Origin of the sequence: Bradyrhizobium sp. LMTR 3 (assembly GCF_001693485.1) — a bacterium.
Classification (GTDB): Bacteria; Pseudomonadota; Alphaproteobacteria; order Rhizobiales; family Xanthobacteraceae; genus Bradyrhizobium.
In genome coordinates this window covers 127329-149725 of sequence record NZ_MAXC01000049.1, presented here as the reverse complement: position 1 = coordinate 149725, position 22397 = coordinate 127329, and the positions used below count along the sequence as shown (strand labels likewise).

Annotated in this window: 30 protein-coding genes; 11 read left to right on the top strand and 19 right to left on the bottom strand. The window is 62.0% G+C overall.

Annotation, left to right across the window (positions count from 1 at the left end; all coding sequences use genetic code 11):
- Nucleotides 1–3: 3 nt before the first annotated feature.
- Nucleotides 4–969, bottom strand: a complete 966-nt coding sequence (ytfQ, locus tag LMTR3_RS29025; RefSeq protein ID WP_065748621.1) for a galactofuranose ABC transporter, galactofuranose-binding protein YtfQ — start codon at nt 967–969, stop codon at nt 4–6.
- A 317-nt stretch (nt 970–1286) separates the two neighbouring features.
- On the opposite strand from ytfQ, the gene garD reads away from it, so the two are divergent.
- Nucleotides 1287–2822, top strand: coding sequence for a galactarate dehydratase (gene garD, locus LMTR3_RS29020; RefSeq protein ID WP_065748620.1), 1536 nt, complete (start codon nt 1287–1289; stop codon nt 2820–2822).
- 162 nt (nt 2823–2984) lie between these two features.
- Here the strand turns inward: garD and LMTR3_RS29015 are convergent, their stop codons facing one another.
- Nucleotides 2985–3440: a host attachment family protein gene (locus LMTR3_RS29015; RefSeq protein ID WP_065748378.1), complete on the bottom strand. Its 456-nt coding sequence runs from the start codon at nt 3438–3440 to the stop codon at nt 2985–2987.
- Between the two features lie 144 nt (nt 3441–3584).
- On the opposite strand from LMTR3_RS29015, the gene LMTR3_RS29010 reads away from it, so the two are divergent.
- Both LMTR3_RS29010 and LMTR3_RS29005 read left to right on the top strand, forming a co-directional pair.
- Nucleotides 3585–3917 (top strand): hypothetical protein, encoded by a 333-nt coding sequence (locus LMTR3_RS29010; protein WP_065748377.1) that lies wholly within the window; start codon nt 3585–3587, stop codon nt 3915–3917.
- A 130-nt stretch (nt 3918–4047) separates the two neighbouring features.
- Nucleotides 4048–4479, top strand: a complete 432-nt coding sequence (locus LMTR3_RS29005; RefSeq protein ID WP_065748376.1) for a CBS domain-containing protein — start codon at nt 4048–4050, stop codon at nt 4477–4479.
- A gap of 277 nt (nt 4480–4756) precedes the next feature.
- On the opposite strand, the gene LMTR3_RS29000 is transcribed toward LMTR3_RS29005, so the two are convergent.
- Nucleotides 4757–4966, bottom strand: a complete 210-nt coding sequence (locus LMTR3_RS29000) for a DUF6496 domain-containing protein (protein ID WP_057847722.1) — start codon at nt 4964–4966, stop codon at nt 4757–4759.
- Nucleotides 4967–5480: 514 nt separating this feature from the next.
- Here LMTR3_RS29000 and LMTR3_RS28995 point away from each other — a divergent pair.
- The 5 genes from LMTR3_RS28995 to LMTR3_RS28975 all read left to right on the top strand — a co-directional run bounded on the left by LMTR3_RS28995 (nt 5481) and on the right by LMTR3_RS28975 (nt 9593).
- On the top strand, nt 5481–5792 hold the full coding sequence (locus LMTR3_RS28995) for a hypothetical protein (protein ID WP_065748375.1): 312 nt from the start codon (nt 5481–5483) through the stop codon (nt 5790–5792).
- Nucleotides 5793–5996: 204 nt separating this feature from the next.
- The gene (locus tag LMTR3_RS28990) at nt 5997–6719 is read left to right on the top strand and encodes a DUF72 domain-containing protein (protein ID WP_065748374.1); all 723 of its coding nucleotides are present in this window, start codon (nt 5997–5999) and stop codon (nt 6717–6719) included.
- A gap of 87 nt (nt 6720–6806) precedes the next feature.
- Nucleotides 6807–8345, top strand: a complete 1539-nt coding sequence (locus LMTR3_RS28985) for an FAD-dependent oxidoreductase (protein ID WP_065748373.1) — start codon at nt 6807–6809, stop codon at nt 8343–8345.
- Between the two features lie 157 nt (nt 8346–8502).
- Complete coding sequence (locus LMTR3_RS38740; protein ID WP_065748372.1) at nt 8503–8682, top strand: hypothetical protein; 180 nt, start codon at nt 8503–8505, stop codon at nt 8680–8682.
- Nucleotides 8683–8735: 53 nt separating this feature from the next.
- Entirely contained in the window at nt 8736–9593 is an 858-nt protein-coding gene (locus tag LMTR3_RS28975; protein ID WP_065748371.1) for an SDR family oxidoreductase, read from the top strand.
- A gap of 33 nt (nt 9594–9626) precedes the next feature.
- Here LMTR3_RS28975 and LMTR3_RS28970 read toward each other — a convergent pair whose 3' ends face one another.
- The 4 genes from LMTR3_RS28970 to LMTR3_RS38735 all read right to left on the bottom strand — a co-directional run bounded on the left by LMTR3_RS28970 (nt 9627) and on the right by LMTR3_RS38735 (nt 11226).
- Nucleotides 9627–10223 (bottom strand): NUDIX hydrolase, encoded by a 597-nt coding sequence (locus LMTR3_RS28970; protein WP_065748370.1) that lies wholly within the window; start codon nt 10221–10223, stop codon nt 9627–9629.
- 172 nt (nt 10224–10395) lie between these two features.
- A complete protein-coding gene (locus LMTR3_RS28965; RefSeq protein WP_065748619.1) occupies nt 10396–10632 on the bottom strand; it encodes a hypothetical protein in 237 nt (78 codons plus the stop codon).
- 86 nt (nt 10633–10718) lie between these two features.
- Nucleotides 10719–10904: a hypothetical protein gene (locus tag LMTR3_RS28960; protein ID WP_065748369.1), complete on the bottom strand. Its 186-nt coding sequence runs from the start codon at nt 10902–10904 to the stop codon at nt 10719–10721.
- 166 nt (nt 10905–11070) lie between these two features.
- Entirely contained in the window at nt 11071–11226 is a 156-nt protein-coding gene (locus LMTR3_RS38735) for a hypothetical protein (RefSeq protein ID WP_176722019.1), read from the bottom strand.
- 444 nt (nt 11227–11670) lie between these two features.
- Between LMTR3_RS38735 and LMTR3_RS28955 the strand changes: the two genes are divergently transcribed.
- Nucleotides 11671–11898, top strand: coding sequence for a DUF2188 domain-containing protein (locus LMTR3_RS28955; protein ID WP_065748368.1), 228 nt, complete (start codon nt 11671–11673; stop codon nt 11896–11898).
- A gap of 143 nt (nt 11899–12041) precedes the next feature.
- Here LMTR3_RS28955 and LMTR3_RS38730 read toward each other — a convergent pair whose 3' ends face one another.
- Together LMTR3_RS38730 and LMTR3_RS28950 are read right to left on the bottom strand one after the other, a co-directional pair.
- Complete coding sequence (locus LMTR3_RS38730; protein ID WP_176722018.1) at nt 12042–12191, bottom strand: hypothetical protein; 150 nt, start codon at nt 12189–12191, stop codon at nt 12042–12044.
- A gap of 31 nt (nt 12192–12222) precedes the next feature.
- A complete protein-coding gene (locus LMTR3_RS28950) occupies nt 12223–12567 on the bottom strand; it encodes a cupin domain-containing protein (protein ID WP_065748618.1) in 345 nt (114 codons plus the stop codon).
- 162 nt (nt 12568–12729) lie between these two features.
- Between LMTR3_RS28950 and LMTR3_RS28945 the strand changes: the two genes are divergently transcribed.
- Both LMTR3_RS28945 and LMTR3_RS28940 read left to right on the top strand, forming a co-directional pair.
- Nucleotides 12730–12957 carry a hypothetical protein gene (locus tag LMTR3_RS28945; RefSeq protein ID WP_065748617.1) on the top strand — a complete coding sequence of 76 codons (228 nt, stop codon included), beginning with the start codon at nt 12730–12732 and terminating at the stop codon, nt 12955–12957.
- Nucleotides 12958–13155: 198 nt separating this feature from the next.
- Nucleotides 13156–13368: a hypothetical protein gene (locus LMTR3_RS28940; protein WP_141686861.1), complete on the top strand. Its 213-nt coding sequence runs from the start codon at nt 13156–13158 to the stop codon at nt 13366–13368.
- 32 nt (nt 13369–13400) lie between these two features.
- Here LMTR3_RS28940 and LMTR3_RS28935 read toward each other — a convergent pair whose 3' ends face one another.
- From LMTR3_RS28935 to LMTR3_RS28895, 10 genes are all read right to left on the bottom strand, one after another.
- Complete coding sequence (locus tag LMTR3_RS28935) at nt 13401–14735, bottom strand: c-type cytochrome (protein ID WP_084029872.1); 1335 nt, start codon at nt 14733–14735, stop codon at nt 13401–13403.
- A gap of 12 nt (nt 14736–14747) precedes the next feature.
- A complete protein-coding gene (locus tag LMTR3_RS28930) occupies nt 14748–15128 on the bottom strand; it encodes a gamma-butyrobetaine hydroxylase family protein (RefSeq protein ID WP_065748615.1) in 381 nt (126 codons plus the stop codon).
- 14 nt (nt 15129–15142) lie between these two features.
- Entirely contained in the window at nt 15143–15298 is a 156-nt protein-coding gene (locus LMTR3_RS38725; protein ID WP_176722017.1) for a hypothetical protein, read from the bottom strand.
- A gap of 35 nt (nt 15299–15333) precedes the next feature.
- Nucleotides 15334–16362, bottom strand: a complete 1029-nt coding sequence (locus LMTR3_RS28925) for a formate dehydrogenase subunit gamma (protein ID WP_065748366.1) — start codon at nt 16360–16362, stop codon at nt 15334–15336.
- 68 nt (nt 16363–16430) lie between these two features.
- Entirely contained in the window at nt 16431–17027 is a 597-nt protein-coding gene (gene fdh3B / locus LMTR3_RS28920; RefSeq protein WP_028348819.1) for a formate dehydrogenase FDH3 subunit beta, read from the bottom strand.
- Between the two features lie 14 nt (nt 17028–17041).
- Complete coding sequence (locus tag LMTR3_RS28915; protein WP_065748365.1) at nt 17042–20008, bottom strand: formate dehydrogenase subunit alpha; 2967 nt, start codon at nt 20006–20008, stop codon at nt 17042–17044.
- A gap of 13 nt (nt 20009–20021) precedes the next feature.
- Complete coding sequence (locus LMTR3_RS28910) at nt 20022–20231, bottom strand: hypothetical protein (RefSeq protein WP_065748364.1); 210 nt, start codon at nt 20229–20231, stop codon at nt 20022–20024.
- Between the two features lie 34 nt (nt 20232–20265).
- A complete protein-coding gene (locus LMTR3_RS28905; RefSeq protein WP_065748363.1) occupies nt 20266–21054 on the bottom strand; it encodes a molecular chaperone TorD family protein in 789 nt (262 codons plus the stop codon).
- Between the two features lie 124 nt (nt 21055–21178).
- Nucleotides 21179–21883, bottom strand: a complete 705-nt coding sequence (locus tag LMTR3_RS28900) for a DUF3306 domain-containing protein (protein ID WP_065748362.1) — start codon at nt 21881–21883, stop codon at nt 21179–21181.
- Complete coding sequence (locus tag LMTR3_RS28895; RefSeq protein ID WP_028348823.1) at nt 21880–22392, bottom strand: DUF3305 domain-containing protein; 513 nt, start codon at nt 22390–22392, stop codon at nt 21880–21882. The genes LMTR3_RS28900 and LMTR3_RS28895 overlap by 4 nt, the downstream gene beginning before the upstream one ends.
- Between the last annotated feature and the right edge of the window lie 5 nt (nt 22393–22397).

Sequence of the window (22397 nt, the reverse complement as noted above, 5' to 3'; positions counted from 1 at the left end):
CGGTCAGTAGCCGAGGCCCTTCTTGCTGTCATAGATCTTCTGCGGATCATCGGCCGCCGTGTAGAGCTTCGATTCCGTCTGGATCCACTTCGGCGGCACCGTTCCCTTCGCCTTGTAAGCCATGATGGCATCCAGTGCCGGGCCCGCCATGTTTGGCGTCAGCTCCACGGTGGCGTTGGCCTCGCCGGCCGCGATGGCCTTGAAGATATCAGGCACCGCATCGATCGAGACCGTCAGGACGTCCTTGCCAGGCTTGAGGCCGGCCTCCTTCATCGCCTGGATCGCGCCGACCATCATGTCGTCGTTGTGCGCATAGACCGCGCAGATATTCTTGCCGCCGCCTTCGGCCTTGATGAAGCTTTCCATCACCTCCTTGCCCTTGGCGCGGGTGAAGTCGCCGGTCTGGCTGCGCACCACCTTGAGGTTGGCGTTCTTGGCGACGACGCCGTCAAAGCCCTTCTTGCGGTTGGTCGCGACGCTCGCACCGACCGTGCCCTGCAGCTCGACGACGTTGCATGCTTTCCCGGCTACCGTCTTCGCCAGCCATTCGCCGGCGACCGCACCTTCATGCACGCTGTCAGAGGTGACGGCGGTGAGATACAGCTCCTTGCCCGACGGATCGATGTCACGGTCGAGCAGCACGACCGGAATCTTGGCTTCCTTGGCCTCCTTCAACACCGCATCCCAGCCGCTCGACACGACCGGCGCGAGGAAGATCGCGTCCACGCCCTGGGCGATGAAGGAACGGATCGCCTTGATCTGGTTCTCCTGCTTCTGCTGGGCGTCGGCGATCTTGAGCGTGACCTTGCGCTTGGCTGCCTCCGATTTGGAGACCGAGGTCTCCGCCGCCCGCCAGCCGGATTCGGATCCGATCTGGGAGAAGCCGACGGTCAATTCCGCGGCGGTGGCCGGGAGCGAGAGGGTGATGGCGACTAGGGCGGTGGCCGCAAGGAGGGCTTTGGAGGTCATGAGGCGCATTCTCCCAAAAATGTTGTCAGGGTGCCTCGCATCACCGAAATCGGTATCAAGGCACCTTTAGCGCTGTCCATTGGCGGCAGCGCGGGGAATATTTCACGGAAGATCGGCCCTGACTAGTCATATTATTTTACTATTTGGTTCCAAGCCCGCCCCCACGCCAGCCAAGCATTTGCTCCCTACAGGAGGCCCTCACCGCCCGGCGCCTTGCCCGGAGGCTGCTTGATCACGCGCGCGGTTTGACCTTGATTGCCTCACTCACGCAGCGCAGCTACGCGTTGTCCGATACCGCCCGCGAACAAGGATTCGATATGCAGCCCGTCACCGCGAAACCGCTCTACATCCGCATGCACGCGGACGATAACGTCGCGATCGTCGCGAACCGCGGAGGTTTGCATCCGGGCGCTGAGTTCTCATGCGGTTTGCGGCTGATCGAACAGATCCCGCAAGGCCACAAGGTCGCCCTCGCCGATATCGGAGAAGGCGAAGCCATTCGCCGCTACGGCGAGGTCATCGGCCATGCCGCAGCGCCGATCGCGAGAGGTAGCTGGGTCAAGGAATCGCTGATGCAAATGCCCGACGCACCCTCGTTCGATAATCTGCCAAGACCGAACGGCGGCGCGATCGGGCTGCCGCCGCTGGAAGGCTACACGTTCGAAGGCTATCGCAATGCCGACGGTTCGGTCGGCACCCGCAACATTCTCGCGATCTCGACCAGCGTGCAATGCGTCGCCGGCACGGTCGAATTCGCACTGGAGCGGATTCGCAAGGAGCTGTTGCCGAAATATCCCAACGTCGACGACGTCGTTGCGGTCACGCATGCCTATGGCTGCGGCGTTGCGATCAACGCACCGGGCGCTGCCGTACCGATCCGCACGCTGCAGAACCTGGCGCGCAATCCCAATTTCGGCGGCGAGGTGATGATCGTTGGCCTCGGCTGCGAGAAGTTGCAGCCCGAGCTGCTGCTACCCGAGGGCATGAGCGCCGATGACGAAATCATGCGCATGCAGGACGAAGGCCTCACCGGCTTCGGCGAGATCGTCGAGGACATCGTGCAGATGGCCGATGCGCGCCTCAAGATTTTGGATCAGCGCCGCCGTGAAACCTGCCCGGCATCGGCGCTGGTGGTCGGCATGCAATGCGGCGGCAGCGATGCGTTCTCGGGTGTCACGGCCAATCCTGCGCTGGGTTTTGCTGCGGATCTGCTGGTGCGCGCCGGCGCGACCGTGATGTTCTCTGAGGTGACGGAGGTGCGCGATGCGATCCATCTTTTGACGCCGCGCGCGGCAACCCAGGACGTTGCCGACGCGCTGGTGCGCGAGATGGCCTGGTATGACCGCTATCTCGCCGGCGGCGAAGCCGACCGCAGCGCCAACACCACGCCGGGCAACAAGAAGGGCGGCCTCTCCAACATCGTCGAGAAGGCGATGGGCTCGGTGATCAAGTCCGGCACCTGCCCGATCGCGGGCGTGCTGGCGCCGGGCGAACGTGTCAGCCAAAATGGACTGATTTTTGCCGCGACTCCGGCAAGCGATTTTGTCTGCGGTACGTTGCAATTGGCCTCCGGCATGACGCTGCATGTTTTCACCACCGGCCGCGGCACGCCCTATGGACTTGCCGCCGTGCCGGTCATCAAGGTCTCGACCCGCAGCGAGCTGAAGCAACGCTGGCACGACCTGATCGACGTCGATGCCGGCAGCATTGCGACCGGGGATGCGACGATCGAGGACGTTGGCTGGGAGATATTCCGCCTGATCCTCGACGTCGCGAGCGGCCGCGAGACCTGGGCCGAGCACTGGAAGCTGACCAACGCGCTCGCGCTGTTCAATCCCGGTCCGGTGACCTGAGTCAAAACTGAACCGTCGGTGGCCGGCGTTCCCCGGATGCTGCGCAGCGCGCCGCGGTAGCGGCGTGGTGCGCTGCTGATCCGGGGTCCACACGCTGCGGTGGTGGGTCCCGGCTCTGCGGTGCAGCGCTAAGCGCTGCGCCGCGTCCGGGACATGCGAGAGCTAAGCCGCCATCAGCCTTTCGATATCGGGTATCGGATGGGAAGTTAATTGCTTCGGAATCTCGCCTACGATCCGCTCTGCCACTTCGGCATGAAAAGCCTGTCGGAGATTGCCCAGAACTTTCGCTGGTGCGACCACAACCAACTTGTCGAAGTGATTGCCGTGGGCAAGCCGATAGAGGGCGTCGGCAATGGTGCCAGCGAACCGCTCTTCGGCGATGTAATGCCAGTCGGCTTGCTCCATTGCGCTTCGAGCCGCGCCCACGCTCTGGACGGACCGCCCGGGACGATCGGTTCCCTGTTCGCGTGTTGCCGGATTTTCCTGCTCGAGCACGTGCTCGACTTCCAAATTGAGGTGCTGCGGGGTGCCTTTGTTACGGAGAAAGAGGGCCTTTTGGCCATCGCCGATGAGAACGAGCGCGTTGTGAGAAATGCGGGGTTTCGCTTCAGAGGTCATATTCGGTGCTCCATGTGGCCCAACGCGCGAATTTCTGGCTGGTTGCGTCTACCGGAACTTTCTCCTCCATCGACTTGGCTCCCGGAACCAAAGTGGATGCGACGCTTTGAGCCGCGGGCAGTATTCGAACGAGGAGGAACTTTAATGAGGAAGATCGCAATCGGCCTACTGGCCGGCACGGGTCTGCTCCTGACAGGCAGTGCAAATGCCTCCGACATCTACACCGACAGCGAATACAAAAACTCCGACCTGATACAGCAGGTCCGCATGGTCTGTGACGAGAACGGACGCTGTTATCGCACCCGCGGCAGCAGCCGCGTCATCGTCCGCGATTCATACGCCTATGCACCGCGCGAGCGATATATCGAGCGTCGATACTATCGCGATCGCGATTGGGACGACGGGCCGCGAGCCGGCGTTGGTTTCCGGGCACCTGGCGTAAGCGTGGGCGTCGGCGTGGACAGCAACCGCTGGTAGGACAATCGAGGAGAGACTTCGGGCTCGCCTGAGGTCTCTCCACCAGTGTCGGAATATTTCATTTGCCCTCTGGAACGGCGATCCGACGTGCCTGTTAGCGGGTGAAGAACCGGCAAGCGGAGAGGCTCACATGAAAGTTTCCGATGCGATGACACCCGAGGTTCAACTCTGCACTCCCGATGACACGTTAAGAGACGCCTCGCAGGCCATGGCGGCCCTCGGTGTCGGGTTGCTCCCGGTAACGGACAATGAGCGCCTGGTCGGCATGATTTCCGACCGCGATATCGCGATCCGCGGGATTGGCATGGGTCGAGGCCCGGAGGCGCGGGTCGGCGACGTGATGACGGCCGACGTCAAGTACTGCTACGAAGACCAGGATCTCGACGAGGTGTGCGCCAACATGGGTGACATCCAGGTTCGTCGCCTGCCCGTGCTCAATCGCGACAAGCGGCTCGTCGGCATCATTGCGCTGGGCGACATCGCGCTGGTGCAAAGCGGAGACGGGACGGGTGCGGCGTTGAGCCGAATTTCACGTCCCGGCGGGCAGCATGCGCAGGTTTGATCTGCGGAAAAGCCGGTAGAGACGTCCCCGTTGATTTTGCGCGGGGTGACAGGAACCCCGGTCAACCGCTCGCCGTTCTAGTGGTCGTCCCGCGGACGGGGACGCCGACGGAGCGGCGCAGACCGATGACACGAAAGCCAACGTTCCCCCGAAGCCGAAGAATCTCGTCGTTCCGAAATCCCGAGCGCTATCGGCCTCGGGCGCTCGACGATTCCGGGGATGAACTGCTTGACGATTGGATGGTAGCGTATCCCGCCGCCGATCTGGCCCGATCGGACTAGGACTTCTTCTTCGAACGCTTCTTGGGCACCTTGGCACCCCTTTTTCGGGCTTCGGACAGACCGATTGCGATCGCCTGTTTCCTGCTCTTTACCTTCTTGCCGGATCGACCGCTCTTCAGCGTGCCGGCTTTGCGCTTCTTCATGGCGCGGCCTACCTTCTTTGCCGCGCCCTTCGAATATTTGCGCTTCTTCGCTTTCTTCGCCATCTTGCTAATCCCGCAACAGCTAAGTAATCAATCAGCGATACTCCCTATGGTTCCTTTTCACCTTGCCTCGACCCGGCGGTTTCGGCCGCGTTTTCGCACTGCAGGAAGTTCTCCTGCATTTTGCTCGGCGTTGCCGCAAGGGCATATGTCAGGGATCAGACAGACGACAATCCGCCGGTGGGTTAATCTTGTAATGAGGTTAGCCAGATGTTCGCCGCCCTCTTACCGATCGAATGCCCGCATTGCGTCAGATGCCTGACTCGAATGCGACTGGCCGACGTTGTCTTGGCTGCCGACCGTTCCGAAAAGCGAACCTTCGAATGCGCAAAATGTAACGCTACCGAAATCAGGATCGTTGCAGATCCGCTGGATTCCGAAGAATTGAACCGCCTGACGGACAACATCAGGCCGCCGGCATGAACCTGACGCGAATTGCGATGCGGATCGGAATGTCCTGCGCACTTGTGGCCTTCAGCGCCGTCGTTCCCTTCATCAGACATATGGCTTGGCTTGGATGACGTTGCTGCCCGCGATTTTTACCCTGGATATTGGCGGAAGACCCACCCTCGCCTTCGAAGCCAAGAACTTGCGGGAATCTCAGCAGCTTTGTCACGAGCATTGGCTGCGTCAGGATATCGCCGGCTTGACCTCGAACGGTGCACCTCTCTGGGATGGCAAGGCGCGGCTCCGGGCCCGACGCTCGACCGAGAACGAAATTGCCCTGTACCGGGAGGCCGCACGGGATGCCGCGCAGCCGCAGGAAGACCTCCTGCTGGCCTTTCTCGTGGAACTGGATGACCTCGAAGAGGCCCCGGACCCCGCCTGACGCTCAACTCAGGTTTCGTTGTCGCATGTCCCATTCCTCACGCTGGGCCGATGCCGGAACAACTCGGCATCGCCGATCATTCTCATCGTCAACCGATGCGGAGGGCTTTGGAATGAAAGCGCTGGCGTGGCATGGCAATTGGCGACGCTTGCTGCGAGCAGGAGAAGGACCGCTTCATCAAGGTCGTCGTGAAGCCGTGATGCCATGCCGCGTGTCCTGATCGGCACGTCGGGCTGGCACTACGAATCCTGGCGTGGGCCGTTCTTTCCCAAGGGACTGCCGCTCAAGGAACAATTGCAATTTTACGCCGGTCAATTCCCGACCACCGAACTGAACGGGGTATTTTACCGGACGCCGACGCCGGAAGCGGTAAAGGGCTGGCACGCGCAGACGGGAAGCAATTTCGTATTCGCCTGGAAGGCATCCAAATTCATCACGCATTGGAAGCGGCTCTCGGAGAATTCGGTCAACAGCCTCGAACTGCTCGAAAGCCGCCTCTCCCTGCTCGGCAGGAAGGCGGGACCGGTGCTGTTTCAGCTACCACCGAATTTCCAGGCCAACGCCGACCGGCTTGCCTCGTTCTTCAAGCTGCTCTCGAAGAAGCGCCGGTACAGCTTCGAATTCAGGCATCCGAGCTGGTACGAGCCGAGGATCATCCGGCTGCTGCGGAAGCAAAACGTCTCGCTTTGCATTTCCGATCATCATGACGCACCGGCGCTGTGGAAGCGCACCGCCGATTTCGTATACGTCCGCGGGCATGGGCCCGGAGGCCGCTATCGAGATCACTATGGCGAGGCCGCCCTTGCCGGCTGGGCCCGTCGCATCAGGTCCTGGAAAAGGCAGGGCTGCGACGTCTTCGTCTATTTCGACAATGACCAGAAGAGCGCCGCGCCGGCCGATGCCCGGCGCCTCATCGAGCTAATGTGACACGCCTGATCGCGGCAAAGGCGGGGAACCAAGGCGTCAATCTGCCGTTTGCCCTTCGAACTATTTTTCTAGTTATCGGGTTTTCGGATGAGCCATTTCGCCGATCGCCGCAGCAGGTCGCTGTGGATGGACGTTGCGGTCGCTCCCAACGCAGCACCGCTGCAGGGCGACAAGGAATGCGATGTCGTGGTCATCGGCGCTGGCATCGCAGGAATCTCCACCGCGTACGAACTTGCGATCGAAGGCTCGCGGGTCATTGTGATCGACCGCGGCGATATCGCCGGCAGCATGACGGCGCGGACCACGGCGCATCTCGGCTCGCCGTGCGACGATCTGACATCGGCGATGATCCGACTGCGCGGCGAGGTACTTTCGCGTCTGTTCCATGAAAGCCAGGCTGCTGCGATCGATCGCGTCGAAGCGGTGCATAAGAAGGAATCCATCGAGTGCGATTTCCGTCGCCTCGACGGCTATCTTTTTCAGGCGCTCAATACGGATTCGAAAATCATCGACGATGAGCTTGATGCCGCTCGCAAAATTGGCACGCCCGTCCATCGGCTGGTCGGCGTCCCCTTCACTCACTGCGAGCAACAACGCGTGTTGCGCTACCCGCGGCAGGGTACGTTTCATCCGCTCAAATATCTCAAGGGGCTCGCCGCGATCATCGAAGCGAAGGGCGGGACGTTCCACGCCGGCACGGTGGTCGAGTCCGTCGAAGAGCGTGACGATGGCAGGGTGGTCGTCTCAACCGGCGGCGGCAAGGTCATTGCCCGGGCGGCGGTCGTGGCGACGAACTCGCCGATCGTGGATCGATTTGCCTTGCATACCAAGATGGCGCCCTATCGCACTTACGCGATGGCATTTTCGGTAAAGAAAGGCGCGATCCCGGACGCCCTGTATTGGGACACGCTGGATCCCTACCACTATGTGCGGCTGCAGCCGGGCGAGGATCAGACCGACTATCTCATCGTCGGAGGTGAAGATCACAAGAGCGGTGAAGCCGACGATGCCGAGATGCGTTTTCAGGCCCTCGAAGCCTGGACGCGCAATCTCATTCCTGACGTTCAGGAGGTTACTTACCGCTGGTCGGGGCAAGTTCTCGAGACCATCGACTATGCGGGCTTCATCGGCAGGAATCCGGGGAGCGAGAATATCTACGTGCATACCGGCGATTCCGGCCAGGGCATGACGCACGGGGTGGCGGGCGCCATGATCAATGCGGCATTGATCCTGGGCCGCGACACCAAATGGACCGAAGTCTACGCCCCCTCGCGCAAGACCCCCGCCGCCGTCGGCAATTTCCTGAAAGAGAACCTGACGCCGGTGAAGAATTTCGCAGAATATCTCGCGCCGGGCGAACTAAATTCGGTGAGCGACTTAGAGGCCGGACACGGCGCCATCATACGCCACGGCCTCAGCAAGATCGCCGCCTATCGCGATCCCTCTGGCAAACTCTATACCCGCTCGGCCGCTTGCACGCATATCGGCTGCCATCTGCATTGGAATTCTTTTGAGACATGTTGGGACTGCCCCTGCCACGGATCTCACTTCGCATTCGACGGGAAGCCGCTCAACGCTCCCGCGGTAAGCCCGCTGGCCGCGCACGACATCGAGGATCGGCCGTAAGATTTCACCGGCTGCTATCCGCGGGAGCGGACGCGGCTCTCCTGAGAGAAACTGGCGTAGGCGATCGGGAGTGCGATCGCACTCCCGTGCGCACAGGAACGAAGGCTGCAGCCGGACATTGACCTGGACCAGACCCACCACAGCGCAGGTCACGATTATGGGTACCATTAAACGGACGACCCGCCGAGTTGCGGGGAAGACCAAGGAGGTCATCGCCGAAGTCGTCGGCGACGGCAAGTTGCAAGAGGAAGCCAAGGCAGAACAGCGCAAGATCGAGGATGAGGATAAGGAACCCAGCGAGCTCAATCCGTTGGGAAACCTCCACCGCCTCACCTAGCCGCGGCGCCAAGGCTGCGGCGTCGCCGCCGCTTTTGGAGGGAGAGAGATACAATGCTGCACTATCCGCACCCACCTTTTCCCAGCCAGCATCAGCCGATGCCGGGCACGACCGGCGCGATGAAGCCGCTGCCGGATCATGGCGAGACCTCCTATAAAGGCAGCGGCCGGCTCAACGGCAAGAAGGCGGTCATCACCGGGGGTGATAGTGGCATCGGCCGCGCGGTCGCTATTGCTTTCGCCAGGGAGGGAGCCGACGTTTTGATCTCCTATCTCGATGAGCACAACGATGCTGGCGAAACCGAACGGCTGGTGACGGGAGCCGGCAGAAAGGCCGTTCTTCTATCGGGCGACATTCAACATCCCGATCATTGCCGGGCAGTCATTGCCAAAGCCGTATCGGAGTTCGGCGGCATCGACATCCTCGTCAATAACGCCGCACATCAAGCGAGCTTCAAGTCCATCGAGGATATCAGCGACGAGGAATGGGAGTTGACCTTCAAGGTCAACATCCACGCGATGTTCTATCTTACCAAAGCGGCCGTCAGCCACATGAAGCCGGGAAGCTGCATTATCAATACCGCGTCGATCAATTCGGATGTGCCAAACCCGAGCCTGCTGGCCTATGCGACGACCAAGGGAGCGATCCACAATTTCACGGCAGGGCTCGCGCAGATGCTGGCCGAGAAGGGCATTCGCGCCAATGCCGTCGCACCGGGGCCGATCTGGACGCCGCTCATTCCCTCAACCCTGCCCGAAGATTCCGTGAAGAACTTCGGCAAGCAGGTTCCGATGAAGCGCCCGGGCCAGCCGGTCGAACTGGCGACTGCCTACGTCATGCTGGCCGATCCGCTTTCCAGCTACGTCTCCGGTGCGACCATCGCGGTCACCGGCGGAAAGCCGTTCCTGTAACGGATGCAGGCCGGACGCGGCAGCCGGTGCCATCTAGCTGCGAATAGCAGCTTGCATGCGATCACGCAGATACTGAACGAGAACGACCGTCTTTGCGTCGACGATCTCTCCAGTTGAGACCATCGCAGCCGCCTGCTCCAGGGTCGTCTCGACCACCTCAATATCTTCCCCCTCCTCCTTAAGCCCGCCGCCGTCGGACACCTTGTTCACCGGCGAGTAAGTGCAGACGAAGAAGACGATCTTTTCCATGATCGCGGCTGGGCTCACATAGAGCTCGAACAACCGTTCCAGTTTCGAGATGTTGTAACCGAGCTCTTCCTGCATCTCTTTCACAATGCGCCGTTCGGCCTCCTCGCCATCGAGCTTGCCGGCGCACGCCTCTACGGTTCGCTCCATGCCGTCCTGCAGCAATACCGGCAGCCGCAATTGCCGGGTGAGCAGCACGGTCTTGCGATCCGCATCATAGGGAAGAATGACGGCCGAATTGCCGTTGTCGTAGATCTCGCGATGGCGCCGTTGTCGTTCGCCGTCACGCCTGCGCTGTTCGTAGCTCACGCGGACCAGCTTTCCCTTGCCCTGAGCAATGGTCTCGACCTTGCATATGCGCACGGTCTCGCCGTCCTTTTTCATGGGCTATAAACGCCGCTGATCAGGCTTCGATCCCTTCGGGCAAGCGAACAGCCGAAGCGTTTTCCAGCGAAAGCCTGCCCCGGACTTGGTCCGGGGTGGACACCGGTTCACGTCAGGAAAACGCGTCAAAACAGCAGCGACGCTTCAACTTGCGCTCGCGCAAACGGGGTCATCAGGCTGAGGCGAGCACCGGATGTTCGGACTGCTGCCGCCTGAATTGCTGATAGGCCGCGATTGCCTTGTTGGCCAGCATCAACCGCCGACGCTCGCCACGCCGCACCATCAGTTCTATCGTGTCGCTGAGGAAACGCCCAGCCACCATCGCATCACCCAGTTCTCCCGTGCGCTCGAGATAGTCCCAGGCGATTTCAATCGAACTCTCTATCAACAGGGGCAGCGGTTCTTTCATCTTCTTCGCGTCCAATCATTTTTGAAAGAACGCCCGGCGACAATCTCCGTTCCTGCAGTAGCGTATGGCAGCCTTTGCGGAAACGCTTACGGTCCTCCGGCAACAGCTCCCGCAATCACCATCGTCAGATCGTCCAGATCGATCCTGCCCTTGACGACGAGGCCTTCGGAGTCATCGACGCTGAGCGCCCGCGGATCATTCGCTGCCTGCCGTTTCAGTTCAGCAACGATTGCTTCCTTCAACTTCTCTTCAAGCATCTGCAGCGTCTCCATCCATCCCACAGCGCCGGACAATCGTACTGTGTCATAGCCCCTCATGGTGAGGAGCGCGAAGCGCGTCTCGAACCATGAGGCCCCGTCTGTGGCCTACATCCTTCGAGACGCCCGCTTCTCGCGGGCTCCTCAGGATGAGGGGCGCGAGCGGCCCTCATGCAGCAAACTAATGGGTGTTGGTCTCATGCCACTTTTCCAGGTCTACTTTCGACGACGACCGTTGCTCCTTCTCCGGCTTCTCTTTCCACGGCTTGTCAGTCTGCTTGTGTGATCCCCAGTCGGTCTGCTGGCGCGGATCATCGGTGGGCTTTTCCTTGCTCATTGGGACACCTCCAGAATTGGAAGCGGAAAGTATGGGATTTTGTTCCGATAAATCGGTGGACTCAGGGTTCCAACGTCTAGAAGCGTACAGACAGGCGATGTTCCCGCCTCCTAGTCTTTTTGAATGGACAAGAGGAAGGTCGAAGATCGGCCCCAGCGGGACCTGCATTCCGAAGCACTGGCAGCGCTGGAGAAGGCGCGGGCCATGCCTCATGGTCCTGCACGAAGCGAAGCTTTGAAGCGCGCAGGTCTTCTACAGAACGCCGCCGACATGCAGGGACTGACATTTGCCAAGCGTGGACGTCCCCCGAAAACCTGACCGACCCTTCGCGGCAGGGATCCACCCGGAGTCCGGCACGGCGCGCGTGATGCCCGCCAAACGGTCACCCGATCGGAACCCGGCAACGGTCTCGACGTTGGCCTTGCGAACAGCAAGGAGGCTCCGATGGGATTGGCCGAATACATGATCGTCTCCGAGCCGGACGGCTGGACGGTCCTCCATGACGGGAATGCGCAGAATAGATATGACACGAAGGAAGCAGCCTTCGAAGCGGCCGTCGCCGCCGCGTCGCTGGCGATGCGCGAAGGGCACGAGATTCATGTCAGCGTCCCCGGTCGGGACGGCGGTTACAAGACCGCACTCGGCGCCGAGGACACGCAAGGCGTGCTGTGATGGCCGCAGTCCCCAGCGCAGGCTGTAGAGTTGTAGCCCGGATGAGCGAAGCGACATCCGGGTTATCTCGGGCACCTATCCCGGATGTCGCTTCGCTCATCCGGGCTACGAAGCTCCTGTTGGAGAAGCGAATTTTCCCTGCCTCAGCCCTGGTTCTCCCGATACCGCTGCTTCACGATTTCGTCGCCGGCCTGCGTCGCGGCCCTGTTGCGATAACGATAGCTCAGCGTCCCATAGATCAGCGCGGTAAGAAGCACGAACGCTCCGATGAAATAGACTGCTTCGAGTCCCATCACGTTCTCCCAAAATCTTGTTGTGTGCCGGCTACGCTTTTACTTCGTCGCGGCCATGCACTTGCGCGGGCGGTGCCGTCGCCTCCACGGCCGTAAATGGCTCGAGAATGCGATAGCTGTGTTCGGCATGCGCCGGCACCAGCCAGGAGTCTCCTGGCTCCAGCCTTATCGTCTGACCCTCGATAACAAGTTCAGCACGTCCATTCACGACATAGCCCACCGTTTCATAATCTCTCGGCCGGGATATGTCGGTTTGCGGCTGTTCGTTTTCCCATAGGCGCATCGAGAGGTGTTTGCCGGAAACGAGATAGGTTTGACCCATCGTTCCCTTGGGTGCGGTTTTGCTGGATACCTTCTTGACGGTGCTGTCGCTCATCTGCCGCTCCATCTCGCTTCATCTGGAATCAATTGGGCGTGGCACTGCCGGTTCCATTTGATGCTTCAATTTAACGGCGCCTCCTGAGGGACGCAGGAGGAACCTGATTCTCCGGTCCGCGTTTCCAAAGATACGGATGGGATGGAAGTCGGGGAGGATTCTGTGGACGACTTCAGGGACATTCAACACGGCGTCAACGATCCCGTTGGTGGCCTCGACGTCAAGCGAAGGTTCAAGGACAATCAAACCGAGCACGAACGCGCCCAAACCGCGGCGGACGTTCGCTCCAGCGCCGTTGCCGCTCCGGACGAAAAATTCCTGCCGGAAGCCTTGAGGCGCCGGCCAACGGGTCCGCTCAACCCGCGGACCGGTCGTCGTCCTGCTCCGTAAGCAGCTTTTGCTCCAGGTGCGTAGTTCGCCGCTGGAAACGTTCAGCAATGCGGACCCGCGTCTCTTTACCCGCTAAGGAACCGGCCCGATCGTCAAAAACAAGATCGTGATAGGTGACGCAGGCCACATTCGCGCGTGACCGTTGGCCGTATTGCAGTGGTGCAAGCCACACTGCATTTCGAACCAACGGAGCTTTCCATGAAGCTGTTGATTTCCGGATTCGTGGCAGTCGCCCTGCTCGCGGTCGCAACCACGATGCGCTCGTACTCAATTTCCCATGAACGTTCTACCGTAACCACCGGCGTGGCGTTGTCGAAGAAATCTCCGGCCTCCGCGGGCGTCACCAGGCTTCCGATCGAGGAGTACGAGGATATGTCGCTGGTCTTCTCGACACCACCCGCGAAGCATTGACGCAATCGGCATAGTCGCAGCGTCGATCGGCCCTATCGCTTGGTCGCCCGCTCGAGGAATTGCACCAGCGCGGCGCGGTCCTGCTCCGAGCCGATGCGCTGCTCCGGCATCTTGGTGCCGGGCGTGTAGGCCTGCGGCCCGACCTCGAACAGTTTGGAAACCGTCTCGGGCGTCCAGACGATATCGAGGCGCTTGAGCGCTTCGGAAAAATTATATCCGGGCGCGGTTGCAATTCGTCGGCCGAAGATGCCGGCGAGCGTGGGGCCTGCGCGGTTGACCTGATCGGCACCAAGCGTATGGCAGGCCACACAGGCTCGAAAGACCTCCGCGCCGCGATCTCCGGCATAGGCGGCGAGCGGATCTCCTGCCGTTTCCACGAGAAGCGGATCGACCGGCTCGCCTGTCGCAGCATTCCAGCGCCGGATGATGTTGTCGGCGCCGCCCGTGAGCAGCGTGCGGCTGTCGGGTGCGAATACGACCGACCAGACCGGAAGGCCCGGACCAACCAGCGTGCGCGCGAGCGTACGCGCCTTGCGGTCGATCACCGCGACCGTGCCGCCGATGCCCGCGGCGGCCACATGCGCGCCATCAGGCGAAATCGCAATCGAGATCACCGGCCTCGGCCCTGCCGCAAGCTCGCCGGCGCGCGCACCGCTGGCGGTCAGGAAGTAAACCTTGCCGTCGGCACCGCCGACCGCGATTTCACCGTCACGGCCTGCGGCCACGGCATTGAGCGGTGTCGGCATCGGAACGACGGTCGGCGCCTGCGCGCCCGACAGCGGCCAGATGCGAACGCTGAGGTCGTAGCTGACGCTGACCAGCGTGCGGCCATCGGCCGTAAACGCCACGCCGTTGACGTTCTGCGTATGCTCATCGAGCACGCGCGGCGCGCCGCCTGCGAGCGGCCAGAGCCGCACCGTGTGATCCCACGACGCCGACGCGAGCGTCGCGCCATCGGGCGAAACGGCAAGCGCCACGATCGGCGCCGTGTGGCCTTCGAGCACCGTGTCGGGCTCCGCCTTGCCAAGGGTCCAGATGGCGATGCGACCGTCAGCGCCGGCGGTCGCTGCGCGTCCTTCCCCGAGCAGCACGACCGCGTTGACCGCGTCGGAATGGAAACGAAGCACCTGCTCGGCCGCATTGCGCGTCAGCGACCAGCGGATCGCGGTTGAATCGAAACTGCCGGAGATCGCGCTTTGACCGTCGGACGAGATCGCCAACGCCCGAACCGGCCCGCCATGCCCGCGGAGTTGCGCGACGGCAGCCGTTGCGCTGATCGGCAGCGCGATCAGCACGGCCGCAAGTGCCAGAAGCGCCGACCGGCCTGCCTTGCGACGGGAAGCTTTCGCCGAATCGGTGAATGCCATTCCCGCCGGCCCTCAGCGTACGCCCGGCCTGTCGCGGTCGAGCCCCTTGGCCTGCAGGTCGTCGAGGTAGTCCTGAAAGCGCCGCTCGGCATTCTCACCGAGATCGTGCAAAAACGCCCAGGAGTAGATGCCGGTCGCGTGCATGTCGTCGAACCCTATTCTGACAGCATAGTTGCCGACAGGATCGACCGAAAGAATGGTAACATTGCGTTTGCCGCCGACGGTCTTGCGCTCGGCTTCGGAATGCCCCTGCACTTCGGCGGACGGGCTGGTGACCCGGAGCAATTCGGCGGAGAGATCGAATGTGCGGCCATCGTCAAAGGCCACGCGCAACGTGCGGCGATCCTTCGGCAGGCGAATTTCAACCGGCCACGCCAGCGTGACGTCAGGCACGCCCACCGCCGGCGTCAGCCCGGGCCGATCAGATTATGGCCGGGATCGCTGACCCTGGCGCCCGTGGTCGTAAAGGCGACGGAGCTTGGCTCCTGAATGGTGTTGAGCACCATCGCGACGCCGACAGCAGCGACGATGGCGAACGCCAGAGCCGCAACAAAGGATTTCATGTCACTTCCTCACGTTTTGCTTGCGCCTGACCGGACTATTCGGCCGGTACTGCGCGGGCCGTGCTATCAGATGGAGCTTCGCCCTTTGCCTGCTGTTCCTTGACCCAGATCGCGTGATGCTCCTTGGCCCAGTTGAGATCGACCTCACCGGTTCCCATCGCATCAAACGCCCCCTCCATGCCGATCGAACCGATATAGATGTGCGCCAGCATGGCGGCGATGAAGAGCATCGCGATCACGGCGTGGATCACGGTCCAGAACTGGAGTGCGGTGACGTTGCCCGGAAGATATGGGAACAGCAGGAACCAGCCGGACACCGACATCAGCACGCCGCCGATGATCACGATCCAGAAAATGCCCTTTTGACCGGCATTGAACCGCTTGGCTGGCGTGTGGTGCCCTCCCTTTGAGAAAAGACCGCCACCCTGCTTGATCCACTCAATGTCCAGCTTTCCGGGGATATTATCCTTGATCCAGATCAGGAACATGATCGCAAGACCCAGCATGAACGGGAATGCCAGGTAGTTGTGCGCGAGCTTGGCCCAGGCCGACATGGCCGCAAAGGCGTCCGCGCCGAACAGTGGCAGGATCAGGGTGCGTCCGAAGCTGACGTTCAGACCCGAGAGCGCCAGGACGATGAAACAGCTTGCCGTCAGCCAGTGGGTGAAACGTTCGAAGCTGGCAAACCGCAACATCGTCTTGCCCGAAAACCCATTCTCGACGCGAATCCGGCCGCGCACCATCAGGAAGATCGCGAGCACAGCCAGCATGCCGAGGATGGCAATGCCGCCGATCCAGGGCAGCTTGCTGCGCTGGAAGTCGCGCCAGTCGCGCCCCGCAGGCTGGATCAGATTGGCAGCATTTCCGTCGGGGATCGATACGCGCCCGGTGATCTTGTCGCCCTCCTTCAGCGCGTTCAGAAGCTTGTCTTCCTGAACGGCCTCGGCGGTCGGCTTGAAGGAAATCTGTGCGGCCGCGGGCTGCGCGAACACGAACAACAGCGCGAGCGCGGCAAGCAGCGGCTTGAAAACAGCGAATTTGAGATTTGAAAGAGAGCCTGGCATTTGCACAACGCCTTTCGGTTATCGGAATTACCCTGATGCCGCCGCGCCGAAGCGCGGCGGCCGTTGCATCAGCCGGTCGGTGAATCGCTGTAGGCGGTCTTCCAGCCCCACATGCCGGAGCCATAGCCGCGCTTCATCACCCGCTCCTTGTAGATCTCGGCGATGATCGCGCCGTCCCCGGCAAGCAGTGATTTGGTCGAGCACATCTCGGCGCAAATCGGCAGCTTGCCTTCGGCCAGACGGTTGGCGCCGTATTTGGCGTATTCGGCCGGCGTCGAGTCGGCTTCCGGCCCGCCCGCGCAGTAGGTGCACTTGTCCATCTTGCCGCGCGATCCGAAGTTGCCGACCTTCGGATATTGCGGCGCGCCGAACGGACAGGCGTAGAAGCAGTAACCGCAGCCGATGCACAGATCCTTGGAGTGCAGCACGACGCCGTCGGCGGTGGTGTAGAAGCACGACACCGGGCAAACCGCGGCGCACGGCGCATCCGTGCAGTGCATGCAGGCCATGGAGACCGAGCGTTCGCCGGGCTTGCCGTCATTGATGGTGACGACGCGGCGGCGATTGATGCCCCACGGCACTTCATGTTCGTTCTTGCAGGCGGTCACGCAGGCGTTGCACTCGATGCAACGGTCGGCATCACAAAGAAATTTGACGCGAGCCATGATCTATTCTCCTCTCACGCCGCTTGGATCTGGCACAGGGTCACCTTGCCCTCGTGCATGCCGGTGACCGGGTCGTAGCCGTAGGACGTGATCGTGTTGACGCTTTCGCCCAGCACGATCGGGTCCGAGCCCTTCGGATATTTGCCGCGTTGGTCGACGCCCTGGAACCAGCCGGAGAAGTGGAATGGCATGAACGCCACTCCCTTGCCGACGCGGTCGGTGACCAGCGCCTTGACGCGGGCCTTCGAGCTGTTTTCCGGACCGTAAACCCAAACCCAGCCGCCATCCTTGATGCCGCGCTCGGCGGCATCCGAGGTGTTGACCTCGACGAACATGTCCTGCTGCAATTCCGCGAGCCATTTATTGGATCGGGTTTCTTCGCCGCCGCCTTCGTATTCGACGAGGCGTCCCGAAGTCAGGATGATCGGGAATTGCTTGGCGAGCCCCTTCTCGACCGCCGCCTTCTGGATCGAGAAGCCCACATTGGCCATGCGGAACTGACGCCCGTCCGGACGCGTCGGATATTTCGCGACGAGATCGGGCCGCGCGGTGTAGATCGGCTCGCGATGCACCGGCACGGGATCCGGCAGATTCCACGCCACCGCGCGGGCCTTGCCGTTGCCATACGCCATCACGCCATGCTCCAGCGTGACGCGGATGATACCGCCCGACAGATCGACCGCCCAGCCGACGCCATCGGGATTGTTGCCGCCGATCTTGTTGATGGTCGCGAGTTCGGCTTCGGTCAGATCCTTGTCCCAGCCGAGCTTCTTGAGCACGCCATAGGTGAACTCGGGATAGCCGTCGGTCAGCTCCGACCCCTTGCTGTAGGAGCCTTCGGACAGCAGGTTGACCTTCTTGACCGAGCCGTCCGGCTGCTTCTCCTCGTAGACGACGCCGAAGCGGGCACGGAACGTGCCGCCGCCATCCTTGGCGTGCAGGTTGGTGTTGTAGAGCGTGTGCGTGCCCGGATGCCGGATCTGCGGCGTGCCCCAGCACGGCCACGGCAGACCGTAATAGTCGCCGCCGATCTCCGGCTCGTCCGCCTTGGCGCGCAGGGTCACCAGGTCGAATTTGCCCTGGTTCTTCATGTGCGCCTTGAGCCGCTCCGGCGACTGGCCGGAATAGCCGGTCGAGAAGCCGCCGCGGTTGATCTCGCGCAAGAGGTCCTCGGCCGACGGATGCTTGTTCTCGACCTTGATGTTCTTGAACATCTTGTCGGCGAAGCCGAGCTTTTCCGACAGCCGATAGATGATCTCGTAGTCGTCCTTCGCTTCGAAGATCGGCTTGACGATCTGCTCGCCCCACTGCAGCGAGCGGTTGGAGGCTGTACGCGAGCCCGAGGTCTCGAACTGGGTGCAGGCCGGCAACAGATAGGTGCCGTTCTTGCGCTCGGAGATCGCCGCGAATGTCGTCGGATGCGGATCGGCAACCACGAGCAGTTCGAGCTTCTCCAGCCCCTTCACCATCTCGGTCATGCGCGGGATGGTGTTGCCGCCGTGCCCCATGACGACCACGCCCTTTACATTATCGCGTTGATCGACATCGTCGGGGTTGGCCAGCGTCGCATCGAACCAGCGGGTCCACGGGATGCCCGGCAGCTCCATGTTCTGCTTGCGGGTACGCGCCGGACGGCCCGACTTCGCTGGGACTTCATCGAAACGCGACTGCAGGTAATCGTATTCGACCTCCCAGACCCTCGCCCAGTGCTTCCAGGCGCCCTCGACCAGGCCGTAGTAGAGCGGCAGCGTCACGATATCGAGGCCGATATCGGTCGCGCCCTGCACGTTGCAGTGGCCGCGGAAGATATTGGCGCCACCACCGAAGGTGCCGACATTGCCGGTCGCCAGCAGCAGGTTGCAGTAGGCGCGGACGTTGGCGGTGCCGACGGTGTGCTGGGTGCCGCCCATGCACCAGACGAAGGCCGACGGCTTTTGCTTGGCGAAGGTCCCGGCAACTTTCTTCAACTGCTCGCCGGGAATGCCGGTGACACGCTCGACCTCTTCCGGGGTCCACTTCGCGACTTCGGCGCGGATCTGGTCCATGCCGTAGACGCGCTGCTGAATGAACTGCTTGTCTTCCCAGCCATTATTGAAGATGTGGTGCAGCATGCCCCAGATCACCGCGATATCGGTGCCGCCGCGGAAGCGGACATATTCGGTGGCATGCGCCGCGGTGCGGGTGAAGCGCGGATCGAGCACGAATACGTTGGCGCGGTTGAGCTCCTTGCCGGAGAGGATGTGCTGCAACGAAACCGGGTGGGCTTCGGCGGCGTTCGATCCCATGAAGACGATCGTCTTCGAGTTGCGCATGTCGTTGTACGAATTCGTCATCGCGCCGTAGCCCCAGGTATTGGCGACGCCGGCGACGGTGGTCGAATGACAGATGCGGGCCTGATGATCGATCGAATTGGTGCCCCAGAATGCCGCGAACTTGCGGAACAGGTAGCCGCCCTCGTTGGAGAACTTCGCGGAGCCGAGCAGATAGACGGAATCGGCGCCGGACTTGGCGCGGATCTCCAGCATCTTGTCGCCGATCTCGTTGATGGCTTGATCCCACGAGATCTTCTGCCACTCGCCGTTGACCAGCTTCATCGGATATTTCAGCCGGCGGTCGCCATGGACGAGTTCGCGCACGGCTGCGCCCTTGGCGCAATGCGAGCCGCGGTTGATCGGGCTGTCCCACGCCGGCTCCTGGCCGACCCAGACGCCGTTCTGCACTTCGGCGATCACGGTGCAACCGACCGAGCAATGCGTGCAGATGTTCTTCCTGATTTCGGTGGGCGCGCCGACCTTCTCAGGCCCTGCCTGCGCCTTGCGCACCGATCCGAGCGGCATCAGGCCGAGCGCGGCGCCCGCGCCAGCCGCCAGACCGGACCGCCGCAGAAACGTACGGCGGTCGAGAACTCCCGACGCGAGGCCGGCGGCGATACCCTGCAAACGCGCCCTGCCCGCGGATCCGTCTCTTCGCTTCATCAACATGTGCGTGGTCCCATCAGTAGCGGTTTACGCGATAGAAATTCTTGACGTGATCGCTTTCCTTGTAGCGCGCCTTGAGGCGCTCGGCCTGCGACTCGTCCGCGAGCGCCTCGCTGCCCGCAAGCGGCACAACGGCGGCTGCAGCGACCGCCGAACCGCCCATCAGAAACAGGCTGCGCCGATCCATTTCTGTGGTCCGTGACTTACCGTCAGATGGCTTGCTCATTGCATTCTCCCCTTGTCACGTTGCCTCACCGCCATCACTCGGACAGCGTGAAGGCCTCTGATTCCAATTCCATGAAGACACGGCCGGTGCGGCCGACGGCGCGGTAGAAGCGCGCCGATTGCGACATTTCCAGATCGGCGAACATCCGCGCCGCCCACGGCTTGAGATGACGCTCGAAAAAGCGCGCCTGCTCGGCGAACTCGGCTTCGAAGTCGCCGCGTGCGAGGCCCGCCATGACCTCGAGCAGGATAGCGATATGGTCTTCCGGCTCCCGCGAGGTACCTGCGCGCTCGATTCCGAGCGCACGCAGATCCTCGCGCACCCGCGCCAGCGGGCGCTCGTGAAGAAAGCCGGTCAGATAGTAGGAGGCATAGGGCAGCAGTTCGCCGCGGCCGAGCCCGATGAAGAGATCGAAGAACTCCTTGCTGACGGCGCGATCATCCGTCGCCGCAGCGGCAGATGCGAGTTCGACATGCGCCATGCCGAGATCGGATCCGTCGCCCTTCAGCGTTGCAACCCGTTGCAGTGTTTCCGTATCGGGCGCCTTGCCGAGCAGCAACGACAGCAGCCCGTATTCCGCGGCACGCAGTTGGTCGATCTCGTCGATTTCGGATTTCGATGTCACCTGATCCTCGGACGATCCGTAGAGATCGGGACGCAGTGCGAGACGGTCCACCTGCGTCAGCGCCTCGACCGCGAGAACCCGCTCGGCAGGAATGCGCGACCATGCGGAAACGGACGGCTGTGCAATGCCCAACCCCCGCGCCAGCGATCCGACGCCACCTGCTGCCTTGATTGCTAGTTCCAGTCCGGCATCACGCATGGTGCTACCGATATCTCCCCGCCCGCGCCCGCGTGCCTCTTATTCAGGCACACACTTTAGAACTGGAATTATTCCAGGGAGAATTTGTAGCATAGGCGCGGCCTATGTCCGCAAATACTTTTGTCTAAACAATCGGTTTTGCGGTGCCATGGCGTCGCACTCGTTGCTGCGACGCAACAGGTTTCGCTGCCTCTGATTCGCCCACCGATGTGGGTTCCCCTGTACCCCGGTTCGCCTCTGAAACGAGTTCCGTTTCTGTTGAGGGTTCATCACGCTGTCGCAAAGACTCCTCAGGAAGGTCTTCCTGCGGTTTTGCCGAGAGTTCACGTTCAGCCGGCTGTGGCGAAGGACCTGCCGTCTCGGTTCCGGAATTTGCGTCGGAATTCGTTGTTTCGGCCGGCTGCTCGCCCATGATTTGCGCGACCAGCCGCGCCACGTCGACGCCTGCGCCGAGTTCGCCGCCGCCTGGCACTCCGCCCGGCGCGTTCCAGTCGTAGGCATATTCAAGTGCTGGACTGACGTAGTTGCGAATCGCGGGGTCCAGCGCCCAAGATTTTCGCAAAGCCGCATTCCGCAGATGTTCGGGAACGCCTTTGCGAAGGAAGGCGGTGATGTCGCTGGTCTCCGTCAGCTCCTCGAGGTTTGGCAGCGTCGAAAGATCGAACTCCGGCACGACCTCTTCGGGCTGCGCTGAAGCCGGAGCTGACGATTCGCCGCTTTCGGCAGCCGGCGCATCCCGCTTCGGCTCGGTCTGCTTGGCTTCCTGCTTGCGCTGCGACCATCGCGCCAGAAAGCCCTTGTCCCGATCGGCTTCGTCCGGCCCACTCATTTGCGACCCATCTTCTCGTCCGGCCCGCCGCCCGGCACGCGCGGCCGATCGCCGCTGGCGCGATCCCGCTTGCGCTTGTGAAACACGCGCTCGACATGGAATCGATCGACGAAGGCCGCAATCCATGATGCGATCTCAGGCGGCATCGGCACGGTGCCGATCACGTCGCAGCCGCTTTCGAACATCGCCTCCCCTTCGGTCGGGTCGGCGGTCACTTTCGTCAGCTCAAGCTCAGGGCCACCATCCTGCCGCCGCAACGCGACCCAGATCCGCGGCTCCCCATCGGCAAGGTTGTCGCGATAATTCGCCGTTTCCGAGCTGAACAGATCGATGCTGGCCGAGCCGGCGTAATAGATCGTCGCGTCGGCTTCGGTGGACAGCGCAGTCCAGGGTGCGGTCGCGGGCACCTCATCCAGGATCATTGCCGGCGACCACAACTGGTCGATCCAGGGATTGTCGATCGAGCGGCGCCGCACCACCACGCCGACCTCGCGGGATGCTTCCGTCATGTCCC

What these genes read in the sequence shown, in the direction of transcription:
- ytfQ (WP_065748621.1), bottom strand. Translation starts at nt 969, where the DNA reads ATGACCTCCAAAGCCCTCCTTGCGGCCACCGCCCTAGTCGCCATCACC.
- garD (WP_065748620.1), top strand. Translation starts at nt 1,287, where the DNA reads ATGCAGCCCGTCACCGCGAAACCGCTCTACATCCGCATGCACGCGGAC.
- LMTR3_RS29015 (WP_065748378.1), bottom strand. Translation starts at nt 3,440, where the DNA reads ATGACCTCTGAAGCGAAACCCCGCATTTCTCACAACGCGCTCGTTCTC.
- LMTR3_RS29010 (WP_065748377.1), top strand. Translation starts at nt 3,585, where the DNA reads ATGAGGAAGATCGCAATCGGCCTACTGGCCGGCACGGGTCTGCTCCTG.
- LMTR3_RS29005 (WP_065748376.1), top strand. Translation starts at nt 4,048, where the DNA reads ATGAAAGTTTCCGATGCGATGACACCCGAGGTTCAACTCTGCACTCCC.
- LMTR3_RS29000 (WP_057847722.1), bottom strand. Translation starts at nt 4,966, where the DNA reads ATGGCGAAGAAAGCGAAGAAGCGCAAATATTCGAAGGGCGCGGCAAAG.
- LMTR3_RS28995 (WP_065748375.1), top strand. Translation starts at nt 5,481, where the DNA reads ATGACGTTGCTGCCCGCGATTTTTACCCTGGATATTGGCGGAAGACCC.
- LMTR3_RS28990 (WP_065748374.1), top strand. Translation starts at nt 5,997, where the DNA reads ATGCCGCGTGTCCTGATCGGCACGTCGGGCTGGCACTACGAATCCTGG.
- LMTR3_RS28985 (WP_065748373.1), top strand. Translation starts at nt 6,807, where the DNA reads ATGAGCCATTTCGCCGATCGCCGCAGCAGGTCGCTGTGGATGGACGTT.
- LMTR3_RS38740 (WP_065748372.1), top strand. Translation starts at nt 8,503, where the DNA reads ATGGGTACCATTAAACGGACGACCCGCCGAGTTGCGGGGAAGACCAAG.
- LMTR3_RS28975 (WP_065748371.1), top strand. Translation starts at nt 8,736, where the DNA reads ATGCTGCACTATCCGCACCCACCTTTTCCCAGCCAGCATCAGCCGATG.
- LMTR3_RS28970 (WP_065748370.1), bottom strand. Translation starts at nt 10,223, where the DNA reads ATGAAAAAGGACGGCGAGACCGTGCGCATATGCAAGGTCGAGACCATT.
- LMTR3_RS28965 (WP_065748619.1), bottom strand. Translation starts at nt 10,632, where the DNA reads ATGAAAGAACCGCTGCCCCTGTTGATAGAGAGTTCGATTGAAATCGCC.
- LMTR3_RS28960 (WP_065748369.1), bottom strand. Translation starts at nt 10,904, where the DNA reads ATGGAGACGCTGCAGATGCTTGAAGAGAAGTTGAAGGAAGCAATCGTT.
- LMTR3_RS38735 (WP_176722019.1), bottom strand. Translation starts at nt 11,226, where the DNA reads ATGAGCAAGGAAAAGCCCACCGATGATCCGCGCCAGCAGACCGACTGG.
- LMTR3_RS28955 (WP_065748368.1), top strand. Translation starts at nt 11,671, where the DNA reads ATGGGATTGGCCGAATACATGATCGTCTCCGAGCCGGACGGCTGGACG.
- LMTR3_RS38730 (WP_176722018.1), bottom strand. Translation starts at nt 12,191, where the DNA reads ATGGGACTCGAAGCAGTCTATTTCATCGGAGCGTTCGTGCTTCTTACC.
- LMTR3_RS28950 (WP_065748618.1), bottom strand. Translation starts at nt 12,567, where the DNA reads ATGAGCGACAGCACCGTCAAGAAGGTATCCAGCAAAACCGCACCCAAG.
- LMTR3_RS28940 (WP_141686861.1), top strand. Translation starts at nt 13,156, where the DNA reads ATGAAGCTGTTGATTTCCGGATTCGTGGCAGTCGCCCTGCTCGCGGTC.
- LMTR3_RS28935 (WP_084029872.1), bottom strand. Translation starts at nt 14,735, where the DNA reads ATGGCATTCACCGATTCGGCGAAAGCTTCCCGTCGCAAGGCAGGCCGG.
- LMTR3_RS38725 (WP_176722017.1), bottom strand. Translation starts at nt 15,298, where the DNA reads ATGAAATCCTTTGTTGCGGCTCTGGCGTTCGCCATCGTCGCTGCTGTC.
- LMTR3_RS28925 (WP_065748366.1), bottom strand. Translation starts at nt 16,362, where the DNA reads ATGCCAGGCTCTCTTTCAAATCTCAAATTCGCTGTTTTCAAGCCGCTG.
- fdh3B (WP_028348819.1), bottom strand. Translation starts at nt 17,027, where the DNA reads ATGGCTCGCGTCAAATTTCTTTGTGATGCCGACCGTTGCATCGAGTGC.
- LMTR3_RS28915 (WP_065748365.1), bottom strand. Translation starts at nt 20,008, where the DNA reads ATGTTGATGAAGCGAAGAGACGGATCCGCGGGCAGGGCGCGTTTGCAG.
- LMTR3_RS28910 (WP_065748364.1), bottom strand. Translation starts at nt 20,231, where the DNA reads ATGAGCAAGCCATCTGACGGTAAGTCACGGACCACAGAAATGGATCGG.
- LMTR3_RS28905 (WP_065748363.1), bottom strand. Translation starts at nt 21,054, where the DNA reads ATGCGTGATGCCGGACTGGAACTAGCAATCAAGGCAGCAGGTGGCGTC.
- LMTR3_RS28900 (WP_065748362.1), bottom strand. Translation starts at nt 21,883, where the DNA reads ATGAGTGGGCCGGACGAAGCCGATCGGGACAAGGGCTTTCTGGCGCGA.
- LMTR3_RS28895 (WP_028348823.1), bottom strand. Translation starts at nt 22,392, where the DNA reads ATGACGGAAGCATCCCGCGAGGTCGGCGTGGTGGTGCGGCGCCGCTCG.